The sequence below is a fragment of the Bradyrhizobium sp. CCGUVB14 genome (assembly GCF_024199935.1).
Classification (GTDB): domain Bacteria; phylum Pseudomonadota; class Alphaproteobacteria; order Rhizobiales; family Xanthobacteraceae; genus Bradyrhizobium.
Window position 1 is genome coordinate 7,472,534 of record NZ_JANADS010000001.1, and the last position, 12,804, is coordinate 7,485,337.

The window sequence follows — 12,804 nt, forward strand, 5'->3', positions numbered from 1 at the left end:
ACCGGAGGGAGGGATAGGATGCCGACTTCACGCAGGCAGCTGCTGAAGGGTACGGCGGCTGCCGCCGCCACACTCAGCCTCGATTGGACCCGGGCCCAGGCGCAAGCCGAGAATTTGCGCATCGGCCTGATCTACGATCTCACCGGACCATTCGCCGCGGGCGGCTCGGTCGCCTCCTCGGTCGGCGCGCAGATCGCCATCGATCTCGTCAACGAGAAGGGCGGCATCGGCGGCAAGACCAAGATCGTGCCCGTCCCCGCCGACTCCCAAAGCAAGGCCGACGTCGCCATCAACGAGGCCGAGCGCCTGATCAGCCAGGAAAAGATCGACATCATCAACGGCGTCTATTCCAGCGCGCATGCCGTGCCGATGGCGGCGAAGGTCGAACAGCAGAAGAAGATCCTCTGGATCACGACCGCGGTCTCGACCGCCGTGTTCAAGGATAAGAACCTGCAATATGTGTTTCGCGCGCAGATTCACTCCGACCAGTACGGCCAGGCGTTTGCGGGATTTCTCGCCGAGCACGCCAAGGGCAAGCTCGGCGTGGAGCCGAAGGACGTCAAGGTCGCGCTGATCCACGAGGACGGTCCCTATGGCGTCGGCGTCGCCGCGGCTGACGAGGCCTATGCCAAGGAGGCCGGCATCCAGGTGGTGCTGCGCGAGGGCTATTCGGCCTCGGCGCCCGATCTCTCCGTGCTCGTGACCAAGCTCAAGCGCGCCAAGGTCGACGTGATCTCGCACGCCGGCTACAACCCCGACATCACCCTGTTTCTGCGCCAGGCGCGCGAGAGCGGCCTCCGCTTCAAGATGCTGTTCGGCGCCGGCGCCGGCTACAGCCAGCTCGACAAGCTGCGCACGACCTTCGGCGCCGACATCGACAATTTCTGCAACATCGATCCTGTGCCGGCGCAGCTGCTCGATCCGTCGAAGCTCGCACCCGGCATGGGTGATCTGATCAAGACCATGGTGACGCGCTACCAGGCCAAGACCGGCGCCACCGACGTGCCGCCGCACTGCTCGATGGGTTTCAATCAGACCTGGGTGCTGCTCAACAACGTGCTGCCGGTGGCGAAGGAAAAGTACGGCAGCTTCGAGCCGGAGGCCATTCGCAAGGCGGCGCTCGATGTCGACATCCCACCCGGCGGCACCATCCAGGGCTACGGCGTGAAATTCTTCCCGCCGGGCACGCCGCTCTCCGGCCAGAATGAACGTTCGACGCCGGTGGTGATGCAGAACGCCGGCGAGCACATCTCCGTGGTGTGGCCGACCAACATCCGTACCCAGGATCCCGTGTTTCCGCTACCTAAGGGCTCGACCTACGGGACGTAGAGCTACAACTCGCGCTGGATCGCTTCCGGCCTCCCCCTTCCATGCCGAGCAATCGCACATGGCCCTTTGGAAAGAACTGGGCACGCGCCTCGCCCTTCGAGACGACCGCTCCGCGGTCTCCTCAGGGTGAGGCTAATCGGCACCCGAGCCCTTCCAAACAGTTGCCACGCACTCTGTCCTCATCCAGAGGAGCCCGCCCAAAGCGGGCGTCTCGAAGGATGGCCGCAGGGAAATCACTCTCACATGCGATAGCCCTCCCCTCCAGGGAACGATAAGAGAGCGCGCTCCGCGCTCATGCCGTTGTAGCCGGCGCTGTCTGCATCCAAAGGTCATTGCTTTCGCGCTGTAGTTGGATTTTCGAGCGTCGGGGCAACCGCACAGGTTGTGAAACGAAGTCTTATTGAAACAAAAATCTTCTAGAATGTGATCTGGATAATGAGTGCTGCTTCATTTCCTACGTACAAGCAGATCAGCCAGTCGCCTCAGGTTGGCTTAACCGGCAACACTGGCTTTCGAAGCCGTCCAGCGCGGATCAGACGGTCTCAGATCGTGAATTCCAGCGATGGGGGTGACCATGCCCGCCATATTCGAATTGCTCTACAAGGAGTACTGCCGCGCGCGCCTCGCCGAGATGCGCAAGCAGCTTCTGCTCACGCGCAAACATCCAAGACAATTTCTGCCGGACGATGATCCCGCCGATCCCGATGGGATGGACCCGCAACACGACGCCGACTTGAAGCGGGCGAGGGAATAATCACGCCACGGCACCGGTATCTTGGAAAGCAGCGCATTTCCAGGAGGCAACATTGAATACGCCCGAATTCTATACTGCGTCGATTGCCTGCCTCTCCTGCCTGACCATTGCCGTGATGATGGTTGTCGGAGCCTGGTAGGTGGAAAGATCGATGGCGGCGAACGCGCGGCGGCGTCCTACAGCACCACGCGCCGTCCCTCTTCCGCCGCCCAATAGCCGGCATAGTTCACCTTGATCGTCTCATAGGCCAGCGCGAGATCCGACAGCGGCTGCCGTCCCGTGGCCGCGCATTCCATGAAATCCTGGATCTCCTGGAGATAGCCGCGCGTCCATTCCTCCTCGAGGCAGACATATTGCCAGCCGGTTTTGCGGTCGACCTTCTCGGTGATGTAGACCGAGGCGAGCTTCTCCTCGGAGGTCTGGTAGCTCATCAGATGATTGTTCGGGGTGATGTTGGCGAACAGCGAGCCCCCGCTGGTGTAGGTCTCGATCAGGTTGCGCACGCCGCCCATGATCATGTCGCCGGAGAACACCGTGGCCTTGGTGCCGTCGGAGAAAGTCGCCGTCAGCGTGCCCCAGTCCTCGACATCGATCGGATTGGCCTTGATGTAGGTTCGCTCCTCCGGCCTCAGCGCGGCCGTGACATTGCCGACATCGCCGGTGACGCTGGCGACCTTGATGGTCTCGCCGCGCGCCTTCGCCTCGACCTGCTTGAGATAGAGCACGGCCGAGAGCGGATGGCAGCCCATCCGGATCAGCGAGCCGCCACCGGTCATCGCCCATTGCGCGGCGTGCGCCGCGTGCGAGCCGGAATGGCTCTCCTCGCCCTTCATGAACAGTATCTTGTCTTTCGTCGCCTTGAGGATCTCCGCGGTCTTGGTCACGGCCGGCGCGTAGATCCAGTCCTCGGCATACATGAACAGCTTTCCGGTGCGCTCGATTGCGGCACGCGTTGCGTCCATCTCCTTCAGGAGGCGCTCATACATCAGTGCCTTCGGCACGTGCTTGCCGATCGGCTGCTTGTCGCCGTCACGACCGAAATAGCCGGCAAACGGCTTTTCGCAGATGACGTGCTTGCCCGCTTGCATGGCTCCGACGATCATCTCGGCATGAAGATTGGGCGGCGTGCAGATGTCGATCACATCGAGCGCGCGGTCCGCGATCAATTCCGCAAAGCTGCGATAGACCCACGGGATGTTATGACGGGCGGCAAATTCGACGACATGATCGCCGCGTGCGGCGACCGCCGCAACCTCGACATCCACGCCGTAGATGCGCCGGAACGCATACATATGCAGCTCCGACACGAAGCCGCAGCCGACGAGTCCAACCTTAATTCCGGCCATAGCACCCCTCCCCCTTGCTTTGGGCGGCACTATAGCGAGATGGCAGAGCTATTCCACCGAGACCCGCACCACGCCTGCGCTCATCATGCCGAGCGCGCGGGCGGCGGGCACCGAGAGATCGACGATGCGGCCGCGGATGAACGGGCCGCGATCGTTGACGCGGCATTGGATGGTGCGGCCGCTATAGGACACCTTGAGCACGCTGCCGAACGGACGCGTCCGGTGCGCGCAGGTCAGCTCGCCGCCTCTCCCGGCTTTCCCGTATCCATAATAAGAGGCAAGTCCGCTTTCGGCATGGGCGACGGAAAATGCAGAAAGCGAAAAACTGATCAGGCAAAACAATAGCGTCGGCTGCGCTCGCACGGCACCGCTCCCGGTTTACCCTGCCACGCGCTGCAACGTCGTCCGGTTCCATTTGGTTCCGGGAACACTGCCGGGCATTGCCCGGCAGTGCCATCACACATTGTTACTGTTTATGAAAGACCAGCGTACGCACCTCGATGCTCTCGCGCGGCGCGGCGTCGGCCGGCGTGGTCGGATCGATAAAGGCGGTATGCGGCCCGAAACGGGTGCGGCCGTCGGTCGCCGAGTCATAGCATTTGAGCAGCAGCGCCTCGTCCGCTGTAATCTCCGGGAAATAGAACCAGCGGTGGTTCGGATTGTATTTCACCGAATAGGTTTCGCCGCGGCGATTGGGATAGATCAGGTCGGACGCGACGAGATCCTCGGGAGAGACCGTGGTGCCATCGACCATCGCGAGCGGTGAATCGCGTAAAGGTCCCCGGATCGGCCGCCAGAGGTTGATCACCTGGACACGCCCCTTGAGCAGTTCCTCGGCTTCGTCAGGCAGATGCTCGCGCACACGGTTGGCACCGGAGACGTCGGTCTGGTCGACATGCACGCGCGTCGCGGGCTGGCGCGGGCCGCCGTCGCGAATATCAGGAGCACCCTCGACGCGCCTGCGCACGGTGTGGTCGAAGATGACGACGCGGTCGGCTTTCAGCGTCGCGCGCAGAAAGGCCTCGACAGCAGGATAGTAGACAGCGCGGATTTCCTCGTCGTTGTAAAAGTCCTTGACCTGGTTCGGATGGCGCACCAGCGCAAAGCCCTCGCGATCGAGCGAGAAATTGTCGGCGATCAGGCGCGCATCGAAGATCGGCACCTGGTGCGGCTCGGGCAACGACGTGCTTTTCGGCTCGCCCGGCGGTGGATCGAAGGCGTAAGTGCGTGGCTTGCCGGAGACCGGCGCGAGATAGTTGAGTTCGGCGGTGACGAAGGGAAGCGATTCGATTTTTGTTTCTTGCAGGCCCATGGCCGGTCTCCCGATGTGGTCGTCCGGTTGATTTTTGACGGAGTCGAGCGTGGCGCAAGAGTGAGGATGCAAATAGCAATGCGGGCCTTGTTCTCGACGTGAAATGCAGAAGGAACGTGTCGAGGAAGGCGACTGAGTTGGAATGCGTTCTATCCGGTTCACGGATGCTTGAGAGCCTTGTGAGATCTCGTGCCCCGGACGCAGCGCATCACTATAAGCGCGTTTACGCGCGTCTTCGACGCGCTATGGGTGCGCTGCTGAGCCGGGGCCCATGTTGTGAGGGAATTTTGCGCCGCATGGGTCCCGGCTCTGCGCAGCAGCGTTTCACGCTGCAGCGCGTCCGGGACACGAGAACAAGCCGAGTGGCTACAACCCCGCCTTCGCAATAGCATCCGCAAACGAGCGGTCGACAATCTCCGCCGCATCGAGCTTCTGCTTGATCAGGCCCCAGCGGAAGTAGAGATCGATCGTGCTCTGCTCGTCCGCGACCACGCCGTCGTCGATCGGCGCGATGCGGATTTTTGCGCGCGACAGCCAATTCTGCGGGACGGCGGTCGGGATGTTCATCAGCTTGCCCCAGGTCTCGGCATAACCGTTGGCATTGGTCAGCGACCACGCCCGCGCCACGGTGAGACGGCGGATGAAGTCGGTCAGCTCCGCGCGCTTGTCGCGGATCGCATCCGGCCGCGCCACCTGGAAGCTCAGGCCCGGCGTCAGGCCTTCCGAAGTGATGATGCGGCGCGACTTGAACAGCACCTCTTCCTGGCTGACGTAAGGCTCCCAGGTCGACCACGCATCGACCGCGCCTTGTGTGTAGGCGATCTTGGCATCCGACGGCGCCAGGAACGCGATCTGCACGTCGCTTGCAGCCCAGCCGTTCTTCTCCAACGCGGCCAGGATCAGCTGATGTCCGATCGAGCCGCGGCCGGTCGCGATCTTCTTGCCCCGGAGATCCGCAAAACTCTTGATCGGCGAATTTTCGGGCACGAGGATCGCGAGCCCCTCGCCGGTCTGCCGGATCGCGGCGATCGCCTTCACCGGAGCGCCGGAGGCGGCGGCGAAGGTGAAGGGCGCGTCGCCGACGAGCCCGGTCTCGATGGCGCCTGCGCTCAGCGCCTCCAGCAGAGGTGCGGCCGCCGGAAACTCCTTCCACTCGATCTTGTAGGGGAGATCCTTGAGCACGCCTGCGGCTTCCATCACCGCCTGCGAATTGCCCTTCTGGTCGCCGACGCGCAGCGTCGTCTGCGCGGGCGCAAGATCAGCGCCCGCAAAAGCGAGCGCTGCAGCAATGATGAACCGGATCATTCCGCCGCGATCCCCCGCTGCTGATCGCGTTCGGCGATCAGCTTGCGTGTCAGCGGAATCAGCTCGCGGCCGTAGTCGATGGCGTCCGGAAGCGGATCGAACCCGCGGATCAGGAAGTGGCTGACGCCGAGATCGTAATAGTCGGCGAAGACCTCGGCGACCTGCGCCGGCGTGCCGACCAGCGCAGTCGAGTTGCTGTTGGCGCCGGTGAGCTTTGCGATCTCGGTCCACAGCCGCTTGTCGACGCGCGCGCCCTGGTCGGCGGCCGCCAGCAGACGCTTGGCGCCCTCGGTCGCGTGATTGGGCCGGCGATAGCCGGTCTGGTCCTGCAGCGCCGTGGCACGCTCGAGGATCCCTTCGGCCTTCTTCCAGGCGGCCTCCTCGGTGTCGGCGAGGATCGGCCGCACCGACAGGCTGAAGCGCGGGCTTGGCCGCCCATGCTTTGCGGCCGCCGCGCGCACCCGCGCGGTGACGTCGCGCACCTGGGCGTAGGATTCGTCCCACAGCGCAAAGGTGTCGGCATGCTTGCCCGAAACCTCGATCGCGGCATCGGAGCCGCCGCCGACGAAGGTGTAGATGCCGCCCTTCTGCAGCGGCTTCACCTGCGAAAATCCGTTCTCGACGGTGTAGTACTTGCCGCTGTAGTTGAACGGCTTCTCGCTGGTCCATTCCAGCCGCACCACGTCGAGGAATTCGCTGGTGCGGGCGTAGCGCTCGTCCTTGTCGTCGAGCGTGTTGCCGTCCTGGCGCAGCTCGATGGCATTGCCGCCGGTGATGACGTGCAGCGAGACGCGGCCGTCATAGAGTTGATCGAGCGTGGCCAACTGGCGCGCCAGCAGCGTCGGCGCCGTAAAACCCGGCCGCTGCGCGATCATCACCTTGAGCTGCTTGGTGATGGTCAGCACGTGCTGGGCGATCTGCAACGCATCCGGCGTGGTCGAATGGAACGCCAGCAGCGCACGGTCGAAGCCCGCGAGCTCATGCGCCTTCGCCACCGTCTCGATGTAATGCGGATCGAGCACCGGCCCCTGGCGCACGATGGTCTCGGAAGCGTTGCTGTTTGCGATGAAGCCGATGAACTCGACCGACATGATGGTCTCCCTGTTGTTTTCTGAAAGCTAGTGGCCCAATGCGGCGCGGCCGAGGCCGGTGCGCGTGGCATCGTCCTGCGGCGTGTGCACGCGTCCGCACAGGACATCGCGATAGTGCCGCTCCAGCGGATTGCTGCGGGACAGGCCGTGATTGCCGGTCAGCGACAGCGCGTCCTCGACCGCGGCGACCGCATTGTTGGTGACCGTCAGCTTGATGACGTTGGATTCGCCGGTGGAGAGATCGACGCCGTCGTCGAAATCGCGGGCGAAGGTGTCGAGCAGCCGGGCATTGACCGCGAGCCTGGCCTCGATGGCACCGAGGATCTCCTGCGCGCGCGGCAGGGTGGCAAGCGGCGCGCCGAGACTGGCGGGAACGCGCTGCTTCAGGAACTGGACGAACCAGTCCCGCGCCGCACGGGCAATGCCGTCATAGATCGCGGCGACGAAGACGGTGTGCACGGTTGCCTGCGTAATGTCGCGCGCATTCCAATCCGCGGGCTTGCGGACATCGACCTCGGCATCGAGCGGGATCACGACATCATCGAAGATGACGTCGTGGCTGCCGCTGGCACGCAGGCCGTGATGATCCCAGGTCTCGACGATGCGCGTGCCCGGCAGGCCCGCCGGCACCAGGAACTGGCCGACGCGCGGCTCGGCCTCGTCGGTCCGGGCCCAGACCAGGTACCATTTCAGGATCGGCGATCCCGTCGAATAGATCTTGTGGCCGGTCAGGCGCCAGCCGGTCTCGGTGCGGCGCGCAATCGTCGCCGGCAGCCCGCCGCGCGACGGCGAGCCGAGCTCGGGTTCGACCCGCAATGCGTTGACGAGCGCTGTGCCTTCGACCGTCTCGCGCGCGAGCTTGCGCGACAGCCGCAACGGCCAGGTCGGGCTCCGCCCCATCACCAGATGGTTGATGTAGTGCATCGACAGCACCAGCGCGGTCGACGGATCGGCCTTGCCGATGATGCCGAGGACACGCGCGGTGTAGCGCGCGCCCGCACCGGCCCCGCCGAGCGCGGCCGGCACCGTCAGCGCGAGCAGGCCGGCCTCGGACAGCTCGCGAAAATTCTCGAAGGGAAAGCTGCCGGTGCGGTCATGCTCGGCCGCACGCGCGGCAAAGCCCGGCGCGAGCGCCTCGGCGCGGGCGATGTAGTCGGGCTCGCTATGGGCCACCCGTCCCTGAACTACAGAAGTCACCATGTCGCATCCAATCCCAAGAGGCCAAGAATCTGACGGCGCAGATCGGCCAGATACGGGTCGCCGCGATGACGCGGATAGGGCCGGTCGACGCGGATGTCGGCCTTCACGCGCGCGGGCCGCTCGCTGAAGACGATGACGCGGTTGGCGAGCACCAGCGCCTCCTCCGCATCATGCGTGACGAGGAGCGTGGTGAAGCCCTTGCGCTGCCACAGCGACACCAGCTCGGCCTGCATGGTGATGCGGGTGAGTGAGTCGAGCTTGCCCAGCGGCTCGTCCAGGATCAGGATCTTGGGATCGTTGACCAGCGCACGGGCCAGCGCGACGCGCTGCGCCATGCCGCCGGAGAGCTGATGCGGATAGGCGGTGCGGAAGTCCGACAGCCCGACGAGGTCGAGCGCGGCATCGACGCGGTGCCGCTGGCTCTTCAAGATGCCCTGCGCCTCCAGCCCCAGCGCGACGTTGTCCCAGACCGTGCGCCAGGGAAACAGCGTCGGGTCCTGGAACACGACGACGCGCGACGGATGTGGCCGGGTGATGCGGACTTCGTCCTCGCGCAGGCTTCCCGATTTGGGCTTGTCGAGGCCGGCGACGAGCCGCAGCAACGTTGATTTGCCGCAGCCGGACGGGCCGAGCAGCGCAACGAACTCGCCGGGCTCGACGGCGATGCTGACCTCGCTGAGCACCGGCAGCTCGGCGCCGTCGATGTCGAAGGCATGGCTGACCTGCTCGATATCGAGCGCGGCGCCCGCAGCCGGATGCGCGGGGACTTCGGCCAATGCGGCTGCCGCTACCATTTCACGGTCCCCTTCTGCCAGACCAGCAGGCGGTCACGGACCGAAAACAGCAGCGTGATCGCGCCGGAGCAGAGCAGCGACATCACGATCAGCGCCGCATACATGTTGGCGTAGGCCGCCCAGCCTTGCGCCCATTGCAGGTACCAGCCGAGCCCGGCTTTGACGCCGATCATCTCGGCGACGACGAGCACGGCAAAGGACGCGCCGAGGCCCATGAACAGGCCGACGAAAACGTGCGGCAGCGCGGCGGGGATCGCCACTTTCAGCACCAGGAACGATGGCTTTGCCCCCAGCGTGCGCGCGACGTCGTAATAGGCGTTGCTGACGCTGGCGACTCCCGACCAGGTCAGCACCGTGACCGGAAATCCGGTCGCGAGCGCGATCAGGAAGGTCGAGGCGCTCCAGCTCGACGGGAAGGTGAAAAAGGCAATCGGCAACCAGGCTGTCGCCGGCAGCGGGCCGATGAAGCGCAACAACGGATGCACCCAATAGCCGACCGCGCGCGACCAGCCGATCGAGACGCCGGTCAGGAAGCCGACCGTGGCGCCGATGAGATAGCCGCCGAGCTGAAGCTTGACCGAGGCGAGCACGCTGTCGAGCAGTTTTGGCAGGTCGTCGGTATAGACCTCGATGATCGATTGCGGCGGCGGAAAGAACGGCAGCGGCAGCCAGGCGAATTTTGCGGTGGCGAGCTCCCACAAGGTCAGGACAGCGCCGAGCGCAATGAGCCACGGCGCGCGCTGGCGCAGGGCCTTGCCCGCCGATCCCAGATAGTCCGCACCGACAGTCCCGAACAGGGCGATCGCAGCGATGACGAAGGCGGCAATGCCGAGCGAATGCGTGCGCGACCAGTCGCCGACGTCCTCCCACCACAGGCAGGAGAGACCGAACACGATCCAGGCCGCGCTGGCGGCCACGCCGGCGCCGGATTCCCGCAGCCATGTCGCAAGCAGCGACCCGCCCGAAAGGCGCGGCGCGCCGGACGCGACGCCGTCAGACAGCGAATACGTCGACATAGATGCGCTCCGCGAATTTGGCGGTATCGGTGCTCTGCTTGAAGACCTGCACGCTCTTCAAATCGTCGGCATATCCCTTGAGCTCGCGCTTCAGCACCTCTCCGACGGGATGATGATGGTGGGTGTGGTAGCGCACCATACCCTCGATGTCGGCGAGCGATGCCGTCTTCGGCGCGTAAGGCTGGAACGATTTCGCCGTCACGGCCGGATTCTGCGCGGTGAACATCGCGGCATCGAGCAGCGCTTGCGTGAGGGCGCGCGCGACCTGCGGCTCCTCGCGCACCAGGCTGCCACGCAAGCCGAGGATGCAGCAGCTCTTGTCGCGATATTCGCCATCGAGATTGGAAGCGACTTCCTTGTACTGGCTGTCCTTGAGCCAGAGATAGCCAAGCGGGTCCGACGACAGGAAGGCCTGTACCTCGCCCTTCTGGACCGCGACGTCGAGCAAATTGCCGGGATAGGCGCGCCAGTCGACATCCCTGGTCGGATCGATGCCGAGCTTGGCCAGCTGAATGGAGAAGAAATTCTTGTCCGGGCCGCCGAGGTCGCCGACCGCGACGATCTTGCCCTTGAGATCGGCGAGCTTGCTCACGTTGGAATCGGCGCGGGTCAGCACGCGCATGCAGCCGCCATGGGTGCCGGCGGCGATCTTAACATCAAAGCCCTGCTCCAGCGGCTTCAACCAGCGTAGCGCCATGCCGAGGCCGGCATCGCTTTTTCCCGTCGCGATCGCCTCGAGCAACTGGTCGGTCGAGCCGGAATAATTGATCAGCTCGACGTCGAGATTCTGCTTCTGGAAGAAGCCGTGCTCGATGGCGACCGGCACCGGAGCGAGACAGACCGCACCGGCATTCCAGGACAGTTTCAGCTTGCGCGGCGCGCCGGTGAGCGCGGGCGCGTCCGAGGCCGTCCGGCACAGCGGGAACTCCGAGAGGTCGACGCCGGGCGCGATCGCCTGTGGTGCAAAGGCCTGTGCTGCACCGAAAGCACCGAGCGGCGCGGCGAAAGCTGCAGCCAACCCCGCCTGAAGCAGATGACGCCGATCGAGGCCCGCCCCGGTGCGCTTGTCGTCGTTGCCCATCAGCCCCACTCCTGAGTTGGCACGGCTCCACCATTCACGCAACGCTTCGCGTTGCGCATGTTCCGTGCGGAGCTGCGTTAAGAGAATATTTTTCGCGGGCACTTTTTGCGCCGCGTTGATGCGATGCGCAAATCATGCGGCGCGCCTGCCGCATCGTCAATGAAATGGAATTTCGAATGTGGCGCGATGCGAAGTCATTCTCTCCATCGACGCGCAGAACGACGATGAAACGATTTTCGCGGTGGCATCATCCCGCAACGACGCGCTGCGGCTCCATCGGTTGCTGGATTTTTGCGCATCTGCGACCGCGCACGCCGCGCGTTCTCGAAATCTGCGCCGCGCTGAAACGTCATTGCCCAAGGCATCCGCAATACGGATAGCCATTTCATTGACTGCGCATCACGCAACCATAGACTTGAATCTCTCGCTGCATCACGCGCCCACGTGTCGTGGGCCAAAGTCACAAGCAAGCAACACGACAGATCACATGAGCATCAACTCCCACGACCATTCCATCACGCGCCGGTTGGCGGCCTCGCTGTTTGCTGCCGCCGTCACCTTGTCGACGGCAGCCGCGTCGTTCGCGGCCGATACGGTCGTGCTGCGCGTCGGCGACCAGAAGGGCGGCAACCGCTCGCTGCTCGAAATCTCCGGCTACGCCAAGGACCTGCCCTACAGAATCGAATGGTCGGAATTCCCGGCGGCAGCGCCGATCCTGGAAGCGCTCAATGCCGGCGCGCTCGACGTCGGCTACACCGGCGATCTCTCCTTCCTGTCGGTCTATGCGGCCGGCGCGCCGATCAAGGCGATCGGCGGCACCAAGTCGGATGCGAAGACGCAAGCGATCCTGGTGCGCCAGGATTCACCGATCAGGTCGGCCGCCGATCTCAAGGGCAAACGCCTCGCCGGCACGCGCGGCGGCTGGGGCCAGTTCCTGATCGATGCGACGCTGGAGAAGGCGCAGATCAAGCTGGAGGACGCGACCTTCGCGCCGCTCGGCCCGGTCGATGCCAAGGTCGCGCTGGTGGCCGGCTCGGTCGACGCATGGGCGGTGTGGGAGCCCTATGTCTCGTTCGCCACCTTGAAGGACAAGGCGCGCGTGATCGCCGACGGCGAAGGCCTGACGCCCACCATCACCTTCATCGTCGCCACCGACAGCGCCATCGCCACCAAGCGCGCGGCGGTGCAGGACCTGCTGCAGCGGCTGAACAAGGCCCGGCTATGGTCGCTGGATCACATCAGTGAATATGCCAGGAGCACGGCCGAGCTGACAAAACTGCCCGAGGACGTGCTGCTGGCGGCCTACACCGCGCAGCGCACCAGCCCGATCGTGATCGACGAGAGCGTCGTGAAGGAGGTACAGGAAGCCTCCGACCGCTCGACGCGCTACGGCATCCTGCCGAAGACCCTCGACGTCAGCAAAGCCGTCGACCGCAGCTTCACCGCCGCGGCCGCGGGATCGAACTAGCGCGGGAGCGGCGAGATGCGCAGGCTTCGCCTCAAAGCCGGCCCGCTGCATCTCGCCGCGATCGTGCTCGGGCATCTCGCCTGCATGAGCTTGATCGTGTGGCTATCG

The 12,804-nt window shown here is 64.6% G+C and carries 12 protein-coding genes; 3 read left to right on the plus strand and 9 right to left on the minus strand.

The window, feature by feature from the left end; genetic code table 11:
- The first annotated feature begins 18 nt into the window (after positions 1–18).
- Complete coding sequence (locus NLM32_RS34875) at positions 19–1,329, plus strand: ABC transporter substrate-binding protein (protein ID WP_254133237.1); 1,311 nt, start codon at positions 19–21, stop codon at positions 1,327–1,329.
- A 574-nt stretch (positions 1,330–1,903) separates the two neighbouring features.
- The gene (locus tag NLM32_RS34880) at positions 1,904–2,083 is read left to right on the plus strand and encodes a hypothetical protein (RefSeq protein ID WP_254133238.1); all 180 of its coding nucleotides are present in this window, start codon (positions 1,904–1,906) and stop codon (positions 2,081–2,083) included.
- A gap of 176 nt (positions 2,084–2,259) precedes the next feature.
- On the opposite strand, the gene NLM32_RS34885 is transcribed toward NLM32_RS34880, so the two are convergent.
- The 9 genes from NLM32_RS34885 to NLM32_RS34925 form a co-directional block, all read right to left on the minus strand.
- Entirely contained in the window at positions 2,260–3,429 is a 1,170-nt protein-coding gene (locus NLM32_RS34885; protein WP_254133239.1) for a Gfo/Idh/MocA family protein, read from the minus strand.
- Positions 3,430–3,477: 48 nt separating this feature from the next.
- On the minus strand, positions 3,478–3,792 hold the full coding sequence (locus tag NLM32_RS34890; protein WP_254133240.1) for a septal ring lytic transglycosylase RlpA family protein: 315 nt from the start codon (positions 3,790–3,792) through the stop codon (positions 3,478–3,480).
- Between the two features lie 103 nt (positions 3,793–3,895).
- The gene (locus NLM32_RS34895; RefSeq protein ID WP_254133241.1) at positions 3,896–4,741 is read right to left on the minus strand and encodes a CmcJ/NvfI family oxidoreductase; all 846 of its coding nucleotides are present in this window, start codon (positions 4,739–4,741) and stop codon (positions 3,896–3,898) included.
- A gap of 366 nt (positions 4,742–5,107) precedes the next feature.
- The gene (locus NLM32_RS34900; RefSeq protein ID WP_254133242.1) at positions 5,108–6,046 is read right to left on the minus strand and encodes an ABC transporter substrate-binding protein; all 939 of its coding nucleotides are present in this window, start codon (positions 6,044–6,046) and stop codon (positions 5,108–5,110) included.
- A complete protein-coding gene (locus tag NLM32_RS34905; protein ID WP_254133243.1) occupies positions 6,043–7,137 on the minus strand; it encodes an LLM class flavin-dependent oxidoreductase in 1,095 nt (364 codons plus the stop codon). The genes NLM32_RS34900 and NLM32_RS34905 overlap by 4 nt, the downstream gene beginning before the upstream one ends.
- A gap of 27 nt (positions 7,138–7,164) precedes the next feature.
- Complete coding sequence (locus tag NLM32_RS34910) at positions 7,165–8,337, minus strand: acyl-CoA dehydrogenase family protein (RefSeq protein WP_254133244.1); 1,173 nt, start codon at positions 8,335–8,337, stop codon at positions 7,165–7,167.
- On the minus strand, positions 8,331–9,131 hold the full coding sequence (locus NLM32_RS34915) for an ABC transporter ATP-binding protein (RefSeq protein WP_254133245.1): 801 nt from the start codon (positions 9,129–9,131) through the stop codon (positions 8,331–8,333). The genes NLM32_RS34910 and NLM32_RS34915 overlap by 7 nt, the downstream gene beginning before the upstream one ends.
- The gene (locus NLM32_RS34920) at positions 9,125–10,147 is read right to left on the minus strand and encodes an ABC transporter permease (RefSeq protein WP_254133246.1); all 1,023 of its coding nucleotides are present in this window, start codon (positions 10,145–10,147) and stop codon (positions 9,125–9,127) included. Before NLM32_RS34920 ends, NLM32_RS34915 begins: the two co-directional genes overlap by 7 nt.
- Positions 10,125–11,228, minus strand: a complete 1,104-nt coding sequence (locus NLM32_RS34925) for an ABC transporter substrate-binding protein (RefSeq protein ID WP_254133247.1) — start codon at positions 11,226–11,228, stop codon at positions 10,125–10,127. The genes NLM32_RS34920 and NLM32_RS34925 overlap by 23 nt, the downstream gene beginning before the upstream one ends.
- 487 nt (positions 11,229–11,715) lie before the next feature.
- Here NLM32_RS34925 and NLM32_RS34930 point away from each other — a divergent pair, with 487 nt between their 5' ends.
- On the plus strand, positions 11,716–12,696 hold the full coding sequence (locus NLM32_RS34930; RefSeq protein ID WP_254133248.1) for an ABC transporter substrate-binding protein: 981 nt from the start codon (positions 11,716–11,718) through the stop codon (positions 12,694–12,696).
- Positions 12,697–12,804: the final 108 nt, after the last annotated feature.

Coding starts and splice junctions, on each gene's coding strand:
- NLM32_RS34875 (WP_254133237.1), top strand. CDS start 19: ATGCCGACTTCACGCAGGCAGCTGCTGAAGGGTACGGCGGCTGCCGCC.
- NLM32_RS34880 (WP_254133238.1), top strand. CDS start 1,904: ATGCCCGCCATATTCGAATTGCTCTACAAGGAGTACTGCCGCGCGCGC.
- NLM32_RS34885 (WP_254133239.1), bottom strand. CDS start 3,429: ATGGCCGGAATTAAGGTTGGACTCGTCGGCTGCGGCTTCGTGTCGGAG.
- NLM32_RS34895 (WP_254133241.1), bottom strand. CDS start 4,741: ATGGGCCTGCAAGAAACAAAAATCGAATCGCTTCCCTTCGTCACCGCC.
- NLM32_RS34900 (WP_254133242.1), bottom strand. CDS start 6,046: ATGATCCGGTTCATCATTGCTGCAGCGCTCGCTTTTGCGGGCGCTGAT.
- NLM32_RS34905 (WP_254133243.1), bottom strand. CDS start 7,137: ATGTCGGTCGAGTTCATCGGCTTCATCGCAAACAGCAACGCTTCCGAG.
- NLM32_RS34910 (WP_254133244.1), bottom strand. CDS start 8,337: ATGGTGACTTCTGTAGTTCAGGGACGGGTGGCCCATAGCGAGCCCGAC.
- NLM32_RS34915 (WP_254133245.1), bottom strand. CDS start 9,131: ATGGTAGCGGCAGCCGCATTGGCCGAAGTCCCCGCGCATCCGGCTGCG.
- NLM32_RS34920 (WP_254133246.1), bottom strand. CDS start 10,147: ATGTCGACGTATTCGCTGTCTGACGGCGTCGCGTCCGGCGCGCCGCGC.
- NLM32_RS34925 (WP_254133247.1), bottom strand. CDS start 11,228: ATGGGCAACGACGACAAGCGCACCGGGGCGGGCCTCGATCGGCGTCAT.
- NLM32_RS34930 (WP_254133248.1), top strand. CDS start 11,716: ATGAGCATCAACTCCCACGACCATTCCATCACGCGCCGGTTGGCGGCC.